Origin of the sequence: Peribacillus sp. NPDC006672, assembly GCF_050274955.1 — a bacterium.
Taxonomy (GTDB): Bacteria; Bacillota; Bacilli; order Bacillales; family DSM-1321; genus Peribacillus.
Map to the genome: position 1 here is coordinate 1 of NZ_JBNNOR010000016.1, position 18,686 is coordinate 18,686.

The 18,686-nt window shown below is 34.6% G+C and carries 21 protein-coding genes and 2 pseudogenes; 7 read left to right on the top strand and 16 right to left on the bottom strand.

Annotation, left to right across the window (positions count from 1 at the left end; all coding sequences use genetic code 11):
* Positions 1-258: 258 nt before the first annotated feature.
* The 7 genes from ACQKKK_RS21085 to ACQKKK_RS21115 all read right to left on the bottom strand — a co-directional run bounded on the left by ACQKKK_RS21085 (position 259) and on the right by ACQKKK_RS21115 (position 4,434).
* Positions 259-1,233, bottom strand: a complete 975-nt coding sequence (locus tag ACQKKK_RS21085; protein WP_427618826.1) for a glycerophosphodiester phosphodiesterase family protein — start codon at positions 1,231-1,233, stop codon at positions 259-261.
* Positions 1,234-1,480: 247 nt separating this feature from the next.
* The gene (locus tag ACQKKK_RS21090; RefSeq protein ID WP_427618827.1) at positions 1,481-1,693 is read right to left on the bottom strand and encodes a hypothetical protein; all 213 of its coding nucleotides are present in this window, start codon (positions 1,691-1,693) and stop codon (positions 1,481-1,483) included.
* A 76-nt stretch (positions 1,694-1,769) separates the two neighbouring features.
* A complete protein-coding gene (locus tag ACQKKK_RS21095; RefSeq protein WP_201249342.1) occupies positions 1,770-2,156 on the bottom strand; it encodes an HTH domain-containing protein in 387 nt (128 codons plus the stop codon).
* A 151-nt stretch (positions 2,157-2,307) separates the two neighbouring features.
* Positions 2,308-2,748: a hypothetical protein gene (locus ACQKKK_RS21100; protein ID WP_427618829.1), complete on the bottom strand. Its 441-nt coding sequence runs from the start codon at positions 2,746-2,748 to the stop codon at positions 2,308-2,310.
* A gap of 155 nt (positions 2,749-2,903) precedes the next feature.
* A complete protein-coding gene (locus ACQKKK_RS21105; protein ID WP_427618831.1) occupies positions 2,904-3,308 on the bottom strand; it encodes a hypothetical protein in 405 nt (134 codons plus the stop codon).
* 240 nt (positions 3,309-3,548) lie between these two features.
* Positions 3,549-4,019 (bottom strand): YrvL family regulatory protein, encoded by a 471-nt coding sequence (locus ACQKKK_RS21110; protein WP_427618833.1) that lies wholly within the window; start codon positions 4,017-4,019, stop codon positions 3,549-3,551.
* A 229-nt stretch (positions 4,020-4,248) separates the two neighbouring features.
* Complete coding sequence (locus ACQKKK_RS21115; protein WP_427618835.1) at positions 4,249-4,434, bottom strand: hypothetical protein; 186 nt, start codon at positions 4,432-4,434, stop codon at positions 4,249-4,251.
* Positions 4,435-5,169: 735 nt separating this feature from the next.
* Between ACQKKK_RS21115 and ACQKKK_RS21120 the strand changes: the two genes are divergently transcribed.
* The 6 genes and pseudogenes from ACQKKK_RS21120 to ACQKKK_RS21145 form a co-directional block, all read left to right on the top strand.
* Positions 5,170-5,700 carry a MerR family transcriptional regulator gene (locus ACQKKK_RS21120; protein ID WP_427618836.1) on the top strand — a complete coding sequence of 177 codons (531 nt, stop codon included), beginning with the start codon at positions 5,170-5,172 and terminating at the stop codon, positions 5,698-5,700.
* Positions 5,701-5,724: 24 nt separating this feature from the next.
* The gene (locus ACQKKK_RS21125) at positions 5,725-5,946 is read left to right on the top strand and encodes a hypothetical protein (RefSeq protein WP_427618837.1); all 222 of its coding nucleotides are present in this window, start codon (positions 5,725-5,727) and stop codon (positions 5,944-5,946) included.
* Positions 5,947-6,232: 286 nt separating this feature from the next.
* Positions 6,233-7,126 carry a 3-keto-5-aminohexanoate cleavage protein gene (locus tag ACQKKK_RS21130; RefSeq protein ID WP_427618839.1) on the top strand — a complete coding sequence of 298 codons (894 nt, stop codon included), beginning with the start codon at positions 6,233-6,235 and terminating at the stop codon, positions 7,124-7,126.
* Positions 7,110-8,090: a 3-hydroxyacyl-CoA dehydrogenase NAD-binding domain-containing protein gene (locus tag ACQKKK_RS21135; RefSeq protein ID WP_427618840.1), complete on the top strand. Its 981-nt coding sequence runs from the start codon at positions 7,110-7,112 to the stop codon at positions 8,088-8,090. The genes ACQKKK_RS21130 and ACQKKK_RS21135 overlap by 17 nt, the downstream gene beginning before the upstream one ends.
* Before the next feature lie 19 nt (positions 8,091-8,109).
* The gene (locus tag ACQKKK_RS21140; protein WP_427618842.1) at positions 8,110-8,586 is read left to right on the top strand and encodes a thioesterase family protein; all 477 of its coding nucleotides are present in this window, start codon (positions 8,110-8,112) and stop codon (positions 8,584-8,586) included.
* A 212-nt stretch (positions 8,587-8,798) separates the two neighbouring features.
* Positions 8,799-9,091: pseudogene (locus ACQKKK_RS21145) on the top strand (IS6 family transposase); the annotation flags it as partial.
* 236 nt (positions 9,092-9,327) lie between these two features.
* Here ACQKKK_RS21145 and ACQKKK_RS21150 read toward each other — a convergent pair.
* The 6 genes and pseudogenes from ACQKKK_RS21150 to ACQKKK_RS21175 form a co-directional block, all read right to left on the bottom strand.
* Entirely contained in the window at positions 9,328-9,657 is a 330-nt protein-coding gene (locus tag ACQKKK_RS21150) for a hypothetical protein (protein WP_427618843.1), read from the bottom strand.
* A gap of 361 nt (positions 9,658-10,018) precedes the next feature.
* Positions 10,019-11,040 (bottom strand): annotated as a pseudogene (locus ACQKKK_RS21155) (IS3 family transposase).
* A gap of 323 nt (positions 11,041-11,363) precedes the next feature.
* Positions 11,364-12,014, bottom strand: a complete 651-nt coding sequence (locus tag ACQKKK_RS21160) for a DUF3267 domain-containing protein (protein WP_427618844.1) — start codon at positions 12,012-12,014, stop codon at positions 11,364-11,366.
* 467 nt (positions 12,015-12,481) lie between these two features.
* Positions 12,482-13,681 (bottom strand): DUF2812 domain-containing protein, encoded by a 1,200-nt coding sequence (locus ACQKKK_RS21165; RefSeq protein ID WP_427618846.1) that lies wholly within the window; start codon positions 13,679-13,681, stop codon positions 12,482-12,484.
* Positions 13,678-14,016: a PadR family transcriptional regulator gene (locus ACQKKK_RS21170; protein WP_427618848.1), complete on the bottom strand. Its 339-nt coding sequence runs from the start codon at positions 14,014-14,016 to the stop codon at positions 13,678-13,680. Before ACQKKK_RS21170 ends, ACQKKK_RS21165 begins: the two co-directional genes overlap by 4 nt.
* A gap of 478 nt (positions 14,017-14,494) precedes the next feature.
* The gene (locus ACQKKK_RS21175) at positions 14,495-15,448 is read right to left on the bottom strand and encodes an alpha/beta fold hydrolase (protein WP_427618849.1); all 954 of its coding nucleotides are present in this window, start codon (positions 15,446-15,448) and stop codon (positions 14,495-14,497) included.
* 407 nt (positions 15,449-15,855) lie between these two features.
* On the opposite strand from ACQKKK_RS21175, the gene ACQKKK_RS21180 reads away from it, so the two are divergent.
* Positions 15,856-16,014, top strand: a complete 159-nt coding sequence (locus ACQKKK_RS21180; protein WP_427618850.1) for a hypothetical protein — start codon at positions 15,856-15,858, stop codon at positions 16,012-16,014.
* Between the two features lie 607 nt (positions 16,015-16,621).
* Here ACQKKK_RS21180 and ACQKKK_RS21185 read toward each other — a convergent pair.
* The 3 genes from ACQKKK_RS21185 to ACQKKK_RS21195 form a co-directional block, all read right to left on the bottom strand.
* Complete coding sequence (locus tag ACQKKK_RS21185; RefSeq protein ID WP_427618937.1) at positions 16,622-16,969, bottom strand: VOC family protein; 348 nt, start codon at positions 16,967-16,969, stop codon at positions 16,622-16,624.
* Between the two features lie 139 nt (positions 16,970-17,108).
* Positions 17,109-17,861, bottom strand: a complete 753-nt coding sequence (locus ACQKKK_RS21190; protein WP_427618851.1) for an MBL fold metallo-hydrolase — start codon at positions 17,859-17,861, stop codon at positions 17,109-17,111.
* A 286-nt stretch (positions 17,862-18,147) separates the two neighbouring features.
* A complete protein-coding gene (locus tag ACQKKK_RS21195; protein ID WP_427618853.1) occupies positions 18,148-18,570 on the bottom strand; it encodes a DUF4181 domain-containing protein in 423 nt (140 codons plus the stop codon).
* Positions 18,571-18,686 lie beyond the last annotated feature (116 nt).

Genomic DNA, 18,686 nt, shown 5'->3' on the forward strand with positions numbered 1-18,686 from the left:
CCTTGCGCTTCCTTAGTGGTTGGTCGATGTGTACCCCCACAGTGGACTTTCACCACCTAGATAGTTGCCATGCCTGGCACACAAGAAAAAGCTGCCTTAAAGACAGCTCCGATCTTCAGCTAACGCACCCGTTAGTTTAAGTATACAAATTCACAAACTTAGTTGAAATCACTCTATTCACTACAGGATTGTTGCCGTTTTATAACATAAGAAGTACGATTCCTCATAGTGAAGAATCAACTATTTTGATGAATTAAATCATTTAGTAACCTTATCAACCCTATTTGTCCATATATACCCCTGATATCCTTCTGGAATTTTTTCAAGGCTTTCTTTTGTATCAAATCCTTCTGACCATTTACCATTTCCCTCTACGATCACGACTCGCGTGTTGACAGACTCCATTCTATCAATAAATTTATTTGGCCAACCCCATAAGTACTTCGCATATTTTAAAGGTAAATGTAGCTCCATATTATGCAATTCTTTCGGAATATATCCCGTCCAACCTAATAATTCATATTTTAATAGTGCATTTATCATCATTGTTTTCGTTAACAATTTCAACTCTGCATGTTTTGAACGTAAATAATCAAATCCTTCGCTGTCTCCATCACCATAAACTGTTATTTTATCTAATTGTTTCTTAGACATTTTACTTAAATATGAATCCCACAATACTTTTGTTGTTTCCATATCTCCATCTTTGTCATGAATTAAAAACTCTTTATTAGGAAAAGCTGCAAACACCTCATCTAAGCTTGGCATCATACCCATGCCTTTGCCACGAAACGGATAGCTCTCTCCATTATCAGCCGTATATCTATAGCCGACATCTAGTTTCTTCAATTCGTTCATCAAATAATCTTTGATTTCACCTTTACCATTTGTTCTATACTCTAAAGCGAAATCATGAAAAACAGCTAATTGATGATCCTTCGTTAACTTAATATCTAATTCCACTACGTCAGCACCATTATCAAAAGCTGCTTTCATAGAAGGCATTGTATTTTCTAAATAGGGGTGCTCAGGTGGATAAATGATTTCAGCTGTATTCGTATCATACTCTACCTTTGAAATATCAAAGGTTTGAGCCAACCCTCTATGAGCTAGAATCTTATAATTTGTATCTTTCGAATAAAATAGACTCGTATTATTCATCCAAACCATAACAACCAAAAGGGTTAATACCCCAAAAATGATATATGTCCTTTTACCTTTTCTTTTTTGCATTTGTTGATCCTTTCTTTTCTTACTTTAAAATGAATTTACAATGTTACATCCTTTTATAAGAGTATTTGAACTTATAGTATAGTGCATTGTATTAAAAATGCAATATCTGAAAAATCAAACCTTTTTCTCTACTAATTCAACTAACCTGCACCGTTAGTTGAAGATGAAAAAAGATGGGATCTCTGTGGAATCCCATCTCATTAACTACATACAAAAAGGAACTATAAAATTGCAGTTCCTTTTTGTATTAAAGCCCTTGATAGTTAGTTAAATAAAGACTTTGTAAATACTGCCTAACATTTCTATTTACAAAAAACAATCGATGATATTTTTCATCTTCGTATATATCTTTAAACCAAGTATGATTCTTCAGCATTTCTATATTTCGATCAATTTTTCGAGTATCCAAAGAATTATCACCGAATCCTGCGGAAAGAATGCCTAAAAGAAAATCTAACATAGCTTAATTTTCCCCTACTATTGAAGTAAAGCACCCGTTAGTTCATTAAGAACTTCTCCTATAAGAACAGCGATGTTTACTCATCGACAGTACCCTCAGTCGGATATTTTTCTTTCAAAACATGATGTAGAAACATTATTCTAACAGCTATTATAAACTTTTTCTTATCGGTTAAGGATTCTTGATTTCTCAAGAATTCTTCCAACTCTTCCGTAGTCATTTCACAATATGCAGCCAACGTGTCATAACTTAACCCTATGTCTCTATGCAAGGCTTCTATAATATCACACAATCTTTGTTCTTCATCAACAATATCAATAGCTGTTAAAAAGGCACTCATTTCTATTGGATCAGTGTGATACATTTTGTGTTTAGTATAGAAAATCTTATTTATTACGTCATCTGACATTTTGTATATTTTTTTCATTTTTTCAATATTCTCTTCCAATGTAATAAATTCCATAAAATAATTACCTCCAATCTTTAATAGCATTTTACCAATTAACCCAATGGATTACTAAACTATCCTGCCCCTTTAGTTGCATAACAAAAAGGTTGCTTCAGCAACCTCCCTTAATGAACTAAAGCACCCGTTAGTTCTTTAAGAACCCGATTTAAAAATCTAAAATAGAGTTAATGGTTTCCGCATACGAATCAACAAATTTATACCCTTTTTCTTCTGCTTCTTCCTCATTCAATTCCCTGTTTTCCAGCCATTGTTGGTAATGGATAATTTCGTGTGCAATGCTATCTAACATCGCATATAAAGCATCCTTTGTCCCTCTTTCCTCTATCAGCTCGCTATAATCTCCCGTTGCAATACGAATAAAAGGTTCAACATTTTTATCATAGGGAGCGAATAAAGTTGCTGTAACCATTTGTTTTGTCGTACGATTCTTGATTTGATAGTCTTTTTTGAGATAGATAACGACCCGAACAGGGAATTCCATTTGTGTTCTTAGCCATTTACAAAATTTGATACAGACACTTCTTACTTCTGGATGTACACCTGCTTCACTTCTTAATCTTAGTCCTGTTCTTGGATAATTACCCATTACCTATACCTCTCATTTAAATTTAAGCTTTTATAACAATTTCTCCAGTTAATTCGGAATACCTTGTTGAACTAAACTGCCCCGATAGTTCCATAAGGAAAAGCTGTATTAAAGACAGCTCCGATCTTCAGCTAACGCACCCATTAGTTTAATGATTAACCTTTATTAACAAACTCATAAACCTCTTTAACCGAACTACTTGATAGTGTATAAATAGTGTACGTGTCTTTTGTATTCATTATCGTTCCAGATTCTTCTGTAATCCAAAGAAAGTAAGTTTCTTCGCCAATACTAAATTGATACTGTGGTTCTTCTGCCATATTGACAATACCTGGCTCTTTTTTCGAATTGCTTACTGCTCTTTTAAAAATGTCTATTTCTTCCGCATCTTTTAATTCTAAATCATTCATTTTAGTTTTAGAGTTTGTTTCTATTTCTGTTTCTGCTTGTGCTTCTGAACCATTTTCAGCGACTGTTTCACTTATTTCATTCTTTGGTTCTTGAGAACATCCGACTAATACAAAACCAATTACGATAAATAAAATAAATATTTTTTTCACGATACATACACCCCCATAATTTAGACGTTTAACCTTTATAAAAGGTTCTATATTTTCCTACACTATCCTGCCCCGTTAGTTGCATAAAGAAAAAGCTGCTTTAAAGATAGCTCCGATCTTCGGGTAAACGTACCCATTAGTTTAAGTACACTTTTTCACAATCTCTCCAGTTAGGTAGTAGGGGAAAACCAATCTATAATGATTTCCCCATTCTTGTTAAACTAACGTGCGTTCGATAGTTTACTTTTTGGAATTAAATCTATGTTCTATTGTCTTGAATTCTTCACTATCAATCATTGGCGGCTCATCATCTTTCTCTTTTAATTTCAAACCGATAAGTACAGAAATCAAAGCAAATATGAGTGAACCTTGCCAAGTAATGGAGATATTAACCAAGAAGGTATCGAGTAATTCAATTAACGCAAAAGTGAGACCCGTATTCAAAATAAATGATAACCAGCCCTTACTTGATTGAATAATACCGACAGATTTTAAAGCCTTTGGTATTGAATTTGTAATGAGCGAGAGAGGTATTTCAAGGAATACATACATAACAAAAAAAAATACTAAAGCACCAATTGAATTATATTGTAATCCTAGTAATCTTAAAAATATGTATTCAAAAAAAGTAATACCAAATAAAATTATTAGTACGATAGACGTACAAATAACTATTGTTTTAATTTTTTTTAAATTAAACGCCTCCTTCACATTAATAACTACGTCACTACGAACACCCCTGTCTTAAACTATCCCTAAAAACGGAGAAAAGGTTTTAACTATGCTTATTCATTCTCTTAATTTCGATAATTTTGTATATTAAAAATCCTATTGCAACTAAAAAAACTAACCAACCAAATTGAAATGTTATGTCAAACCAATTAACACTAGAACTTGAAGTATTCATAATAATTCCCCTTTCTTAATGCCGATTCTATATTTATTGTGATTTATTAATTGATTTATTTTCGTATCGTTTTGAAAAGTATAGAGTAAGGATAACACCTAATAAAACGATTCCTATACAGATATAAAGTGGAAAATCCCAACGTATGTAAGCAGCTGTTGATGCTCCTAATACCGTGATCCATTCAAAAACTAAAAATGGTTTAATGTATTTATTCAATTAACAAACCTCCCCTCTTTTTATCCATATATTGTTAATTCATTTTAACATAGCTGGAGTTAATAAACTCTAACAAAAAATGGCCATTATTCTTTTAAAGGATATGTTGTTTAAATGAGCTTCCTTCAGATCCCACGTCACCATGGATACCCTTGTATTAAGCTAACCATTACTACTGCCTTCATGGCTTGGGACTCACACCCTTTAGATTGCACCCATGCCGAGCGCACGAAAAAGGAGCCGCCGATCAGCAATTTTTTTCGTTCATCTAAAGCAACCTATACCATGTGGTTTGAAATCCTGCGAATAAGTGAGAATTATCTATTAAACTGAGGGAGTTCATTAAGCAAAAAAAACCACCAAATGGCAGCTCCGGATCTCAACTAACGCACACTGGTTACTTCATTAAGGCTATTGTGGTTCTGTTGCAAAGTTTTCTAAATGAGACTACACTCTAGCCCCCTTTTCGGTGATGGGTAAAAACACCCAAATAAGCTTGATTGTTTGAAGAACAATGTCTGTTTAAGATATGGTTATCTTAAGAAATATCTTTTTATTTCAAAATTTCTGTTTTACAAAAGGTGGTGTGACATGTTTAATAATCTAAAAAGATGAAAAACAAAAATTGTACTACAGTTGGAGTATCGTATTGATTTCTATGCTCCACGCAAGGTTCCACCTCAAAACAAGGGGTTTTTACAATCAGAATTTCTTATGGACGGGGTGGTGAACGTATTGGAAAATACCAATCATTTTGGATACTTTGCTAAAAGTGTTGCTTCAGATTTAGGAACCCCATCTTCATTGAGAAGGTGGTCAATTGATTTAGAAAAGGCCGGATACATCATTGAACGGAATGAAAAAGATCAACGAATCTATTACGAGCGTGACTTTAAAGCATTTCGGGAATTAAAAAAGTTCCTCTCTCATTCTATTCCTTATGCAGACGTAATAAAGGCTGTTGTAGCAACGGATTGGGCGGAACAAAACGCTGTACAGACACCTAGCGTCTATAAGCCGGAATTGCGTTTAACACGGGATGAACTAGAGAAGATTATACATTCAGCGGTAAAGAAGGCAGTTGAGGAGGATCGGGAGGTAATGTTCCAGACTTTTGAACAAAAGAAAAGCAATTCAATCGAAATGAGAGATAGACAATTACCGTTGGCCAGGAAAAATACACTCGAAGAAAAACAAAAGGAGATTTCTGCGTCTTTGGAAAAGACCGAAAAAAGGAAATGGTGGAGCAAACTATTTTCAAAGTAAAAGATTGAAAAGGCGCCAATATTAATGCGAGGGGATGATTTTTTGGTTAGTCTATTGGAAAATACATTCCAATTATCAGCAATAGTATTACTCCTTTGTTCGTTTTATTATTATAGGCATTTTAAAAAGATTAAGAGGGAAAGAAAACTCACTTCATTTGAATTTTCAATCTATATTATAACCCGAATTGCATTCTTTCTTTGTGCAGGTAGTTATCTACTTCTGTATCTAGATAGGAATTATTAAACAAACGGTCCAGTTTGTGGATTACATACTTTGGTAGTTAACACTTTTTAGCAATCTCTTTATTTTTTCAAGGCCAGGTCAAACGTCTTCGAACCCTCAATTTATTGATGAATACGACGAATCATGCAATGCCTACAAAAATGAAGGCTTCATCAGTAAGTCCAGTTATTTCCACTAATGATTCGTTGAACGAATCGGGTGCTTTCGCTTGCCACTCTTGAAATCTCTCAATTTATAGTTGGAGCATTAATGCCAGTTAGTGCAGGATTAAAAAGGAGGAAATAATATGAATAAAAATGTAATCGTAACATGTGCAGTAACAGGAGCAGGAGAAACGACTAAAAAAAGTTCACAAGTACCAGTCACCCCAAAAGAGATAGCGCAATCTTCCATTGAAGCTGCGAAGGCCGGTGCCACAATTGCCCATATCCATGTGCGTGATCCAAAAACGGGAGCACTTAGTCATGATGTTTCTTTATTTAGAGAAGTTGTTGAAAGAATACGAGAATCAGATACAGATATTATTCTAAATATTACTGCTGGTGGCGGCGGAGATTGGATTCCAAGCCAAGAGGACCCAACGATTGGTGGTCCGGGAACGGACATGCAAACACCAGAAGAGCGTCATGAGCCTATAGGAGCTTTATTACCTGAAATCTGTACATTAGATTGTGGGAGTATGAATTTCGGAGATCAACTTTACGTCAGCCCGACAGATTGGTTGCGTAGGCAAGCTCTCCTCATTCAGAAAAGCGGTGTGAAGCCTGAATTGGAATGCTTTGATACCGGTCATGTTCGCTTTGCTAAACAATTAATTGATGAGGGTCTTATTGATGGTGATCCGATGTTCCAATTTTGCCTCGGAATTCCATGGGGAGCAGAAGCAGATGCAGAAACAATGCTGTATATGCGCGATAAGCTTCCTAAAAATGCTCACTGGTCAGCATTTGGAATTGGTCAAATGCAAATGCCAATGGCGATTCAATCTATGCTTCTAGGTGGAAATGTTCGTGTGGGGCTGGAGGATAATCTTTACTTGGATAAAGGCGTTTTTGGAACAAATGCACAGTTAGTAGATCGAGTTGTCACGACCATGAGCGGATTAGGCGCTACACCAATGACACCGCAAGAAGCACGAAAACATCTAGGGTTAAGAAAGGCTCATGCGGAGGCTAAATAATATGGGAACAAATATGATTAAAAAAGTGACCGTTGTAGGAACTGGCGTTATTGGAAATGGATGGATTTCCCGTTTTCTATCACAAGGCTATGATGTCGTTGCAACAGACATAGCAGAAAACGCAGAATTACATATGAGGCAAAGTATAGAGAAATCTTGGCCAGTACTCGAAAAGCAAGGACTAGCTGAAGGAGCTTCAAAGGATAGGCTCAAGTTCGAACCAGACTTGGCAAAAGCCGTAGCAGATGCTGATCTTATTCAGGAAAATGTACCTGAGCGGGAAGCTTTAAAACGAAAAATTTTAGCGGAAATTGACCGCTTCTCTAAACAGGAAGCAATTATTGCCTCAAGTACTTCAGGGCTGAAGCCGAGTACTTTACAGGAAGATTGCCAACGGCCTGAACGTGTCATTGTTGCACATCCATTCAATCCCGTTTATTTAATTCCACTCGTGGAATTAGTTGGCGGAAAAGATACTTCTCCCGAAATTATAAAAATTTCAGAGCAATTTTATCAATCTATTAAAATGAAGCCGCTTGTGCTTTCAACAGAAGTGGAAGGCCATGTTGCTGATCGTCTCATGGAAGCTATATGGCGGGAAGCACTACACCTTATAAATGACGGTGTTGCCACAACAGAAGAGGTGGACACAGCAATCATCTATGGTCCAGGATTGCGCTGGGCACTTATGGGACCCTTACTAACCCTTCACCTAGCAGGCGGTGAACAGGGAATGAGACATATGCTTAAACAATTTGGTCCATCCTTAAAATTACCATGGACTAAATTAGTTGCACCAGAGCTGACTAACGAACTAACAAATCAATTGATCGAAGGGTGTGAAGCTCAAACTACTGGACATTCCATTGCAGAACTTGAACAACGTCGGGATGAATTCCTGATTGAGCTTGTGCAATTGCTTGAAAAATATTGGCCTGGAGCAAACTTGAACGGAAAACTCTAACATGAAAGGATGAAGTCAATTGCCTCAAATTGAAAACCCACTCTTAAAGGAAAGCGTCCAAAAAGATTGGATTGACTATAATGGTCATATGACAGATGCTGCCTATGCTATCGTCTTCAGTATGGCAGTAGACCAATTCATGATAGAATTGGGAATCAATGCTGATTTTCGTGACAAACATCAATATTCCATTTACACATTGGAAACGCACCTATGTTATTTAGCTGAGGCTAATGAAGGACAAGCGCTTCAAGTCAAAGTCCAGCTGTTAGATTATGACACAAAACGATTGCATGTCTTTTTTACTATGGAAAATGAGAAGGGAGATCAACTCGCAACTAGTGAGCAAATGTTGATGGGCATAGATATGAGCAGCGGTCGGCCGGCCCCTTTCCCAAATGAGGTTCACACATATGTTGAAAGTCTTGGTACTTTGCATAAAAGTCTAGTTAGACCTAAACAAGCTGGAAGAACAATTGGTATTCCGAGAAAATAGGTACATACTAAACACTCCTTGTACAAGAAAAAAGGTTCTAGTACAAATGCCAACGTAACCATCCAAAATGGTAAAATGCAATCTAAGGCGCAATTTGGCTTAAAGTAGCACGTTAGAAAATTGTTCTTTTTTATGTCCTCATTTAAATTGTAATTGCAACTTATTTCGAAGCCACCTTTTGGTGTTGCTTCGAAATAAGTTGGATCAAAAAAGTGGTTCTGTTGCAACGTTTCAAAAAGGATATTATTTTGGTAGCCATCGGCTACTACTGTCGTTTTTCTTTAAGCTATCGCGTTGTATCTGAGATTCCACAAGAACGAGAAGTTTCCGTTCACCCTACAACAATCATGCGTTGGGTGCATGAATATGGCAATCTGATTTATCAAATTTGGAAAAAGGAAACAAAACTGCACATCATACTTGGCATTTAGATGAAACGTACATCAAAGTTAAAGGGGCTTGGTGCTTTCCTTATCTACTCTTACTGAACCGAGGGAGTTCATTAAGAAAAGCGATTCTCATTAAAGAATCGCTTCCGTATAAAAAAAGGGATGAAAGAGTAAATGGGATTAAGGTTGAATATGTAGAAATAATCGCTATTTCGTATTTATAGGAGCATCGGTTTCAATGCCTCTTTTTTACTGTAATATTTCGCGCTGAAAAATACACATGAAACAGTGCGAAAGTCGATGTTTTTCTCGCCAAACTTCCCATTGAGGGAATCCGTTATAGGTTCTCACCTCAGGGCTTTTCCCTTATCTCTTTTCGTTCATGTAAAATTTCTTGAATGATTTCAATATGAACAAAAGCCCATGATTTTTCATGAAAATGAAGACACACACTTATGACGAGAATGAAGATATAAGTTAAAACAAAGGCAACCCAAAGCAAACTCCCATCTTTGAAAAGGAAATCTTGTAATTGTTTTGAAAACAGAAAAAAAAGCCAAGGTCCAGAGGATATTATAATAGGAATGATTCCCGATCCGTTTTTCTCTTTTATCATACAATAATAAATTTTTTTTAAAGTACCGCTATCAATCGAACTATAAAAATTTTGAATTTCTTCCACTTCTTTAAGTTTCTTCATACATTTGAAAGATCGGTCTTTGTATGAGACTTTTTTTAATTGAAGATAAAGTTTATGAGCATCTCCACGTAATGAAAACATATATCTAATTTTTTTCCTCCTTCCAAAAAACTCCTTACTAGAGGTTTTGTATTAATCCGTCTTTTTATTTTACAAATTATTGGTACTTCCCATGAAGCGTAAAAATCAGCGCTTCACCACAGAGAATGAAAAAACCGTCAATACTAATGCTAAGGCTGGGAGAAGAAGATCGATAAACTATGTCATTAGAGCCCAATCGTAGCCCCTTTAGGTCCACAAGAAAACAAAGGTTGCCTCAAGCAACTGGATTGTCAACACTAAATCAAACAACTTTTTTAAGGGATAATTTTTTATATTCTAGAGGACTTAAGTAGCCAAGGGTCCCATGAATTCTAGCTTATTAAACCAGTTCACATAGTCTCCAAATTCGAGCGTTAGCTGGGATAAGTTCGTAAGTTTTTTTTGATTGGCGAACTCAGTCTTAATGATTTTAAAGGTCGCTTCCGCGACGGCGTTATCATATGGACAACCTTTCATACTAAGTGAACGGCCAATTTTAAACGTGGTTAACGTTTCATCAATTAGCTTGTTTTTAAATTCATTCCCTCGATCTGTGTGGAGAGCTGAATATCATGAAGGTTTCCTTTGATGGATGCAAATGCGCGTCCACAAGCTGGGCGTCCTTATTGAGCCCGTACTAAAGCCAATAATTTCACGATTAAAGAGATCGACAAAGACACATATGTAATGCCATTTATTTTGACTTTGACATATGTTAAGTCGCTGACCACTACTTTTTCTCTTCTTCTTGTTGAAATTCCCGATTTAATTCGTTAGCCAGGACTGACTCGTTAATGAGGATTGCTGCGGTTTGTATTGAGCAACTGCATAAGATGATACAAGCCTTTGCTCTTTCATAATCCGACCAATTCGGCTCCTGGAGACATTAGGTCGGACTTCAGTAACTCTACTTTAATCTTACGTGTTCCGTGGCGTGCGTGACATCATCTTCTGAGTTTCATTCTTTTGATTCGTAGTAATAGGTGCTCCGCGATAGACACAGGACGTTACACATGGCTGATACCGAGTATTTGTCTTTGTTTCGCTTAATAACATTTACTTTCGTCCTAGTATCAGCGCTGCTTGCTTTAAAATATCATTCTCCATCTGTACCTGTTTCAATTCTTTTTGTAGCTTGATAAGCTCTTTTTCCTCGGGAGAACGGTTATCTTTTTCCTAAAAGGAACCTGTGTTTTCACTCTGTTGAATCCACCGATCTAAAGAAGGAGTAAGTTCATATTCTTCAATAAGAGCCTTTCGTGTTTTTCCGCTTTGATAATCCATAATGCACCTTTTCGCCCCCCAAAGGACAATTTTATTTCCTGCTACTTTTAATACGAATTAAAAAAGGTAAAAATCCCCTTTCTTTAATTGTTCACATATAATAATGTTGTTTAATCTTAATACTCTAAACACACATAACACCGTTCGGAAATGGAACGGTGTTTAAAAAATAGTTGTTTAATTTTCTTCATCCAATATTCACTTTTCTCAAAACGATCAACAAGTCATATAAGAACTAAGTGTTCTTCTACAATGCGCCCTAGTACAGCAAATCGTTCTTCAATAATTATGATGCACAGATATTGTAGAAAAGCTTCATTTAGTTAAAACAGATGACTTTCGTTATCTTTACACTTTTCGTTCATTTGTGCGTTTTTCCAATAAGTGTTTGGTCCATTACTTTTTAAAGTTGCATTTTTCGGTACCTGTTTAATTATAAGAAGGAGATTAAGTATATCAACTGACGATGCCATTGAGTTTAGTATTATCAAAAATTTTAATGTCGTTGTTAATAGACCAAATACACTTAATATTAGCGGAAAAATTATTGAAATAATCATGAAAGGAGCAATTGTAATGAAGATATATCTTGATTTTGAAATCTCTTCTTCAGTTATCACAAAACCCCCGAACAGAGTAAGTCCTACATATGTTTTTTCTGATTTAATAAAATTAGGAATAAAAATCAAATGAAGTAATTCGTGAAGTATTAATAGTAAGACTAGCCAAAAAATAACACTTAAGTTAATTGTTATTGAAATTGCATCAGGTGTCAGTCCAAAATCGCTCAAAGAAATACTGGAAAAGATATTTATTACCCTAATAGAGATGATTGCAGAGACAATCATTAAAGGGATAGATAACAAAATAGCACTTATTAAATTCTTTGGTTCTTTCATTGGAATCCATCCATTTTTAATTAAGTCCAAATGTGAACTTGGGTTACTTTTTGGCAATTTGTTAAGTATTTTCATTAAACTCCCTCATTCATAACTTAATTTAAAAAAAATGTGTAACTATCCTGCCCCAACAGTATAAGTAGCAACGCTATAGGTTTTTGAGCAAATTTATAAATTATCATTCTTTATCCAAAATCTACATATAAACAGTTTATCTTTGTTTTAAAAATACAGAAGATACTACTTCTAATCACAGTATCTCCTTTTAAAGATCTTTATTGTTTAAACGATTTTATTATTTTTCAAACAACTTTATTATTCATGAACACTATTGATTTTACCACAAAAAACCATTTCCCTTATGGAACTATCATGCCTGCCTTACCCCTGATCTTCAGCTAACGCACCCGTTAGTTCTATAAGAAAAGCGAACCTTCTTCAAGAATCGCGCACGATTGTTGAAGATCAAAGATATGAAAAGTGATATTGAAATGAATAATTTTCCGGTGACTTCACCTTAGCTTTTAAATAATTAGACATAGTTACAAATGAAAGTCATAACGCTTTCTAAGTCGCATGTAATACAGCCATGTTCTTACTGTGAATGAACCAAAGACAAAAATACAAAATAAAAACATAACCGTATTTAGTAAACTCAATCTCGATGTACCGTTATTAAACATCCCTTCAATGAATAACCCTATATTTAAAATATATATGATCATCAAAGGAAGAAACAAAATTGTATATGTGATTACTACCCTTCTAGCATGTTTTAAGTGATGTGATTTGTCACTATAGATTTGTGGTCGTTCTTCGCCTTCGGAAAATTCTCGGCTCCATATCGTCCACCTTTGTAAAGATGAGTAGGAAATAAAAGCACTCTTCCAACCGGCATCTCTATGCATGTCGAAATAGCTTTCATCCGAAATGTTTTGATAATCAGCGCAGTAACTTACCCTACGAGGGCTATCAATTATAAAATAAAAAGCTGTTCCTGTTCTACTAACTCGATAAAGATTATACCCATGTTCCTCCATTGTTTCGAGCCACTTTTCAAGTCTATCAGGAGAATACATCCATCCATACTTTCTTTTAACAACCATTTGACCTGAAAGTTTCAACTGCTTTTCTTTTTCTTTACTTAGTCTTCCTTCAATGTGATTTACACTTTGAAGTTTGTTGTTTTTTTCACTGATCAAGTATTTGTTAGTTTTATTAATTTTGAAAACTGAATAGATAGAAAGAACATATATTGCTATTGCAAAGCCTAATAAAGAGTATGTTAAAATCCACAAAGGACTTTCGACAATTTCAACAGATACATCTTGAAACAAAGAAAAGCTAATTATAGTGAGGTTAGATATAGCAATACCTGTTAAATAAATTAAGATACCACTGAAAATGTACATAATCGTCCTATTCCGTTTGATTATGCCTTCGCGAACAGAGGAGGTTTTTATTTGTTCAAGATGCTTTTCATTAGAAATTACATACCATTTTCCACTTTGTAAAACCTTTATCCAGCCTTCATCTAATAAAGACCTAGACAATGAAGAACCATGCATTTTATCGTATCCTATTCGATACGTTATTAATTTTGACTTGCCTTGTCGAAAGAAAAAGCAACGTGTCCATCGATTCAATCCTACTAATAAATAACCCTTTTTCGCCATGTCAGAAAGCCATACTTCAGTTTTTTTTACGTCGTAGCTCCAAAATGGTCTAAATACTTTAATCATAAAAAATCCTCCTCGTATTTTATCGCATTCTGGTGCAGCTCTTTAAGTCTCCTTATCTCGGCAGCCATTAAATTTTTTCCAACTTCAGTAACCTCATAAACTGTTTTTCTTTCTTCATCGGCAAATACAGTTATTATCCCATCTTTTTGCATTTTTGTTAGAGTGCCGTAAACTGTACCAGACCCCAATCGAATTCGTGATCCTGAAATCTCCTCTACATGTTTGACGATTCCATATCCGTGCCTCGGTATTGTTAAGGATAGAAGAATATAAAACGCAGTTTCCGTCATGGGTACGTACTTTTTCAGCACTTTTTCAAAGTCCAATATGACCACCTCTTTCGGTTTTGCTTTTATGTAGTCTTTTGAAATAAAAGTAGCAAATAAATAGGTCGCAAGTAGATATGTTTTGATACGACTATATCACGATGCGACATATATGACAAGAGAACCCACTCCACATATTGGTAATAATTCAATCAAAAGAAGGCACTATATATATCAGTGATTACTGGGAATTAAGCTAGCGTTTAAATGTTTGTGATAGAATATGAAGACCTCATTTGGCTTTGAAAAAAAGGATGAAATTCACAAGAGGCTACCGAATAGGTGATTTTTAGCAAAGGATTAAAAATTCCTGGGGGTACTTAAATATATCTTCAATTAATAAAAGGGCCTTAGAAGCGATTCTCCAGGGCCATTTTTTATGACTGTATTGTTCTGAAAAAAAGTGGACTGTTTCAGTGCCCTTCTTCCACAATATGGCCCTTTAATTGAACAATACAGCTGAAGTTTAAGGTCAAAAGAAAAAAATTTAGTAATTATTATTAAGAAAACCCTTAATCTCATCGTTAATTTTCATTAAATAATATTCAGAAGGAAAATGCCCCATATCAAAAGTTTTGAATGCGGTTAAATTAGATATGATTTCTTTTGCCACTTTATTTAACCTGCTTTCAGGAAAAAAAATATCTTTTTTCCCTGCTATGATTAAAGTAGGTGCATTATAATTTATAAGTTCCTTCTTCTCAGTCAATTTAGGCATTTCTTGTTCGAGTTTTATGTATTTAAATATATCCCCAATAATCTGTTTATCCATTTCTTTCATACTATTAGCCGACATAATGTTTGTAATTTTATTGAGATATATTTCAGATGAGGTGGTATTGAACAATATTAAAGGAAATAAGATATTCTTTATCATTTCAAGTTTAGAACCTAGCTGGATTCCTGCTGGTGAAACTAATATTGAGCAATCAATCTTATTCGGCATAAATGCAGCTAGCCTTAGAATAATTCCTGCACCATAGGAAGGACCGATGAATGCACATTTTTCAATGTTTAAAAAATTCATTAGCTCTGTTATCCATTGTGCAAAACTACTATCTTTTGCTGAAATCCTGTTTTCATCACTGTATCCAGGATGACCAATTGTATCTGGTGCGTATATTCTATATGTTTCAATTAGAGGGGAAAACCAGGATAGTGTCATCGGATTAATGCAATTGCCACCTTGAAGTATAAACAAAGGTTTACCTTCAACTGGACCTGATACAAGCATATGGGTTTTACCAAAACTTGTATCAATATATATTTGTTCTACATCAAATGTTAATGATTTTATATAATTTTCGTAATGCTGTGTAATTTTTCTTTTTCCTTCTTCACTTTTATAAATCGTTTTTTTAATTATAAGACACCTCCAATGATTTTGATGGGTCCATTTTGTTATGCCCATTTTCAGTTTTTGAGTTTTTTTAATTTTCATGGGAGTTGAAGGAAATTATTGTTTATATTTACTCATTGTTTGTCCTTATTCCACTTATATGGAATTTTCGACCATTCAAATAACAGAATAAACAAGAACATAAAAAAACAGACCACTATGTTTTCTATCCAATTAACCTCTTTGTTAGCAATAAATTTCCAAACAGTTAATACCACAAAATATATTAAGGGAAATCTGATGCTTTGCTTAAACATAATATCACCGATTTCATTCAGATTTTTTCTACAAGGTTTTGTTATTCAACTAAACTGCCCCTTTAGTGCCATAAGAAGCGATTGTTCAGCCATAGCCCCCGACTTTAGGGAAATTCGCTCAAACCCTCGAGAATAACGAGTGTTTTTTTGTAAATAATAAGATTGTTCAACAATAAATTGAGGAGGAATTGTATGCAACAGGATCAACAAGCTAAAGAGAAATTGGGTTCTAATATGAAACCAGAATCTTCCGGAACTGATGCACAAAAAGTAAAACAAGAAATTCAAAAAGATGTAAGCGCAGGACAAGGTGCAATGACTTCCCGTGAGGCAGGAGCAATGCGCGATTAAAAAACCACTTTGAGTGGTTTTTTATTTTTATGCTTCAAAATTAAATACTTTACATCTCTCATTTCGATTTGATGGAGATGCTGCAAGCATAATGATTAAGCACGGTTGGTTTGAAAGACCACCTCAAGCCATTGACCGTGAATGTCTAGCTAAAGAAATAAACAATTAAATATAGCAGAAACATCTAGCTCAATACGTGTACATAATGTAAAAAGTTCAAGGATTATCCTCTTTTTCAGAATCAAAAGTCCGGTAAATAATAAAACCAAATAACAAAGTATACTGTGGCCCAAAAATAAAGGATGCTAGACCTAATAATAGAGTTAGCATCCCATAAGGATTTTGTCCTTTTATAGTATTTAAATGCTTAATTTCTTCCGGGGTCAGACCTTCGTGTTCGTACTTAGTTATTATTCGTTTAAGCATCCCTTTAAAACTGATGTATATTACAAAGTTAAACTTACCATAATTGTGAATTACTGGTTATCTTAATTTGTAAAAAAATTGTAGAAACATCCGTACCCTCTTACAACTTCCCTTATATTCGGACCCTGTAAACCAACTAACGCATCCCTTTAGTTCAACAACAAAATTTATTATTATCCTATTACTTCTCCCAAAGCTCTATACGTCTTCCCTCTGGATCTTCAATCCAAATAAACTTTCCAAATTCATTAATCGTCTTTTCCATAACAAGGGGAACACCCATTTTTTCTAGATGTTCGATACTGTCATCCAAATTTCCAACTTGAAAGTTTAACATCACTTGTTGTTCTGTTGGAAAATAGCGGTCATTTTCAGAAAAGAAGGAAAAGATGGTTTCATTGCCTGATTGTGGTGTAATAATGGTACCATTCCAATTTTCAATTTCAATTTTCAGGACTTTACTGTACCATTTTTTTATATTCTCTAGATTTTTAGTTCTCCAAAAGATTCCTCCAAAACCCTTTATTATCATAAGAATCTCCTTCCTCTCCATTAGTTATTAATTTAATTTCTAGTTTTGAAAGCGAATTCCTTCTTTCACTAACCTGCCCCTATAGCTGGCGTAAGAAAAAGCAATCCTTCTTAATGAAGAATCGCTCCTGAAAGTTCTATAAGTTTTTAATGATATTTTCAAGTTGGGTATGTACCTTATTATTACATACTCCCCCGTGGTAGCAAATTACAGATTCAATATCGTATTTTAAAAATATATCTAAAGAAGAAGTCGCAGTGTCCATATCGAGTGTTGTTTGCTCAACGGGTCCTCTTAGATTCCCATCTATACAAATCATTGCATCACCAACAACAAGAACTCTACTTTTTTTCAAATAAAGGCTAATATGTCCAGGGGTATGTCCAGGGGTATGTCCAGGAGTGAATAGAACTTTTATCCCTCCGAAATAGGGTAGTTCTTGACCGTCCGATAATGTAGTATCAATTTTAGCTTTTGGAGGATTTTTACAAAGTTCAAGCATTATTCTTGATTGGTCCTCTGGGAGAGAGTCTAAAATCTTAGCCATACTTTTAGGGTTCGTTTTAATAAGAGAAATTTCCCCTTCTATGTATGGCTTATCAAGTTCATGAGCGAATATTTCAATACTTCCTTTAGTTGCCTTTATGATTTCTGGCACACTTCCAATATGGTCAATATCTTGATGTGTTAATATAACTGCTTTTAATTTATCTAATGATAAACCTATTCTGTCCATCGCTGAGATTATTTGCTTATATTGTCCTGGCATTCCTGTATCTATCAAAATAGCGTCTTTATCATCCCAGAGAAGCGTCGGGTGTATGACTGCTTTCCCTCCAAACGCTTCAGCTTCTAACTCAAGCATTTCAACTCCATTAGCTATTCTCATAAATTCCCCTCCAAAATTATTAATTAATTGCATATCTAAATAACTGTTTAGTTTAATTTACCAATTAATCAAGGAGGTTTCAATAACAAATATTTAATTATAACATATAAAATATTTTTTGTCAATGTTTTTTTATTTGTTGTACTATAGAACTATCCTTCCCCATTAGTGCCATAAGAAAAAACTGTCTTAAAGACAGCTCCGATCTTCGGCTACGCACCCGTTAGTTCTATAAGAAAAGCGAACCTTATTCAAGAATCGCGCCCGATTGCTGAAGATAGATTTTTTACCATTTCAACAATCCAAAAAAATCAGTCGTAAACACTGAAAGTAAAAATATTGATATTATCACTAATTGAATAGTTGAAAAGATATAATCATTTCTATTTTCTGCATATCTATTCTCCATAATTACTCTAGCTGTTTCAGATACAATTAAAAAAACAAACAAAAGGATATGCGTTTCCAAAAACCAAATATGCTCTAAAGGGTCACGTTTGACGTTAGTGCAAAAACCGATAAACAAAAAGACAATAAAAATGATTCTAATTGTCCAATCAATTTTTTTGTGTTTATCATTTACATGGCCATAGGAAAACAATTTTTTCTTTTCAACATTAAGCCATTTTCTCAAAACTTTATTAATGAAAAAGAGAAAAAGTCCAAAAATGGATAACATTAAAATTAACTTTACGAAAACACTCTCCACGAACGAATCACCCCTACCAAAAAACTCTTTCTTTTTATCAAGTTCCAATTATTTCAAATATACGCATTTTAAACAAGACCCATCTTTAATAAAATGGCCCAATTGTTGAACAACTC

Coding starts and splice junctions, on each gene's coding strand:
- ACQKKK_RS21190 (WP_427618851.1), bottom strand. CDS start 17,861: ATGAGAATAGCTAATGGAGTTGAAATGCTTGAGTTAGAAGCTGAAGCG.
- ACQKKK_RS21160 (WP_427618844.1), bottom strand. CDS start 12,014: ATGAAAATACTTAACAAATTGCCAAAAAGTAACCCAAGTTCACATTTG.
- ACQKKK_RS21180 (WP_427618850.1), top strand. CDS start 15,856: ATGCAACAGGATCAACAAGCTAAAGAGAAATTGGGTTCTAATATGAAA.
- ACQKKK_RS21165 (WP_427618846.1), bottom strand. CDS start 13,681: ATGATTAAAGTATTTAGACCATTTTGGAGCTACGACGTAAAAAAAACT.
- ACQKKK_RS21135 (WP_427618840.1), top strand. CDS start 7,110: ATGCGGAGGCTAAATAATATGGGAACAAATATGATTAAAAAAGTGACC.
- ACQKKK_RS21100 (WP_427618829.1), bottom strand. CDS start 2,748: ATGGGTAATTATCCAAGAACAGGACTAAGATTAAGAAGTGAAGCAGGT.
- ACQKKK_RS21175 (WP_427618849.1), bottom strand. CDS start 15,448: ATGAAAATTAAAAAAACTCAAAAACTGAAAATGGGCATAACAAAATGG.
- ACQKKK_RS21090 (WP_427618827.1), bottom strand. CDS start 1,693: ATGTTAGATTTTCTTTTAGGCATTCTTTCCGCAGGATTCGGTGATAAT.
- ACQKKK_RS21085 (WP_427618826.1), bottom strand. CDS start 1,233: ATGCAAAAAAGAAAAGGTAAAAGGACATATATCATTTTTGGGGTATTA.
- ACQKKK_RS21125 (WP_427618837.1), top strand. CDS start 5,725: ATGCGAGGGGATGATTTTTTGGTTAGTCTATTGGAAAATACATTCCAA.
- ACQKKK_RS21095 (WP_201249342.1), bottom strand. CDS start 2,156: ATGGAATTTATTACATTGGAAGAGAATATTGAAAAAATGAAAAAAATA.
- ACQKKK_RS21130 (WP_427618839.1), top strand. CDS start 6,233: ATGAATAAAAATGTAATCGTAACATGTGCAGTAACAGGAGCAGGAGAA.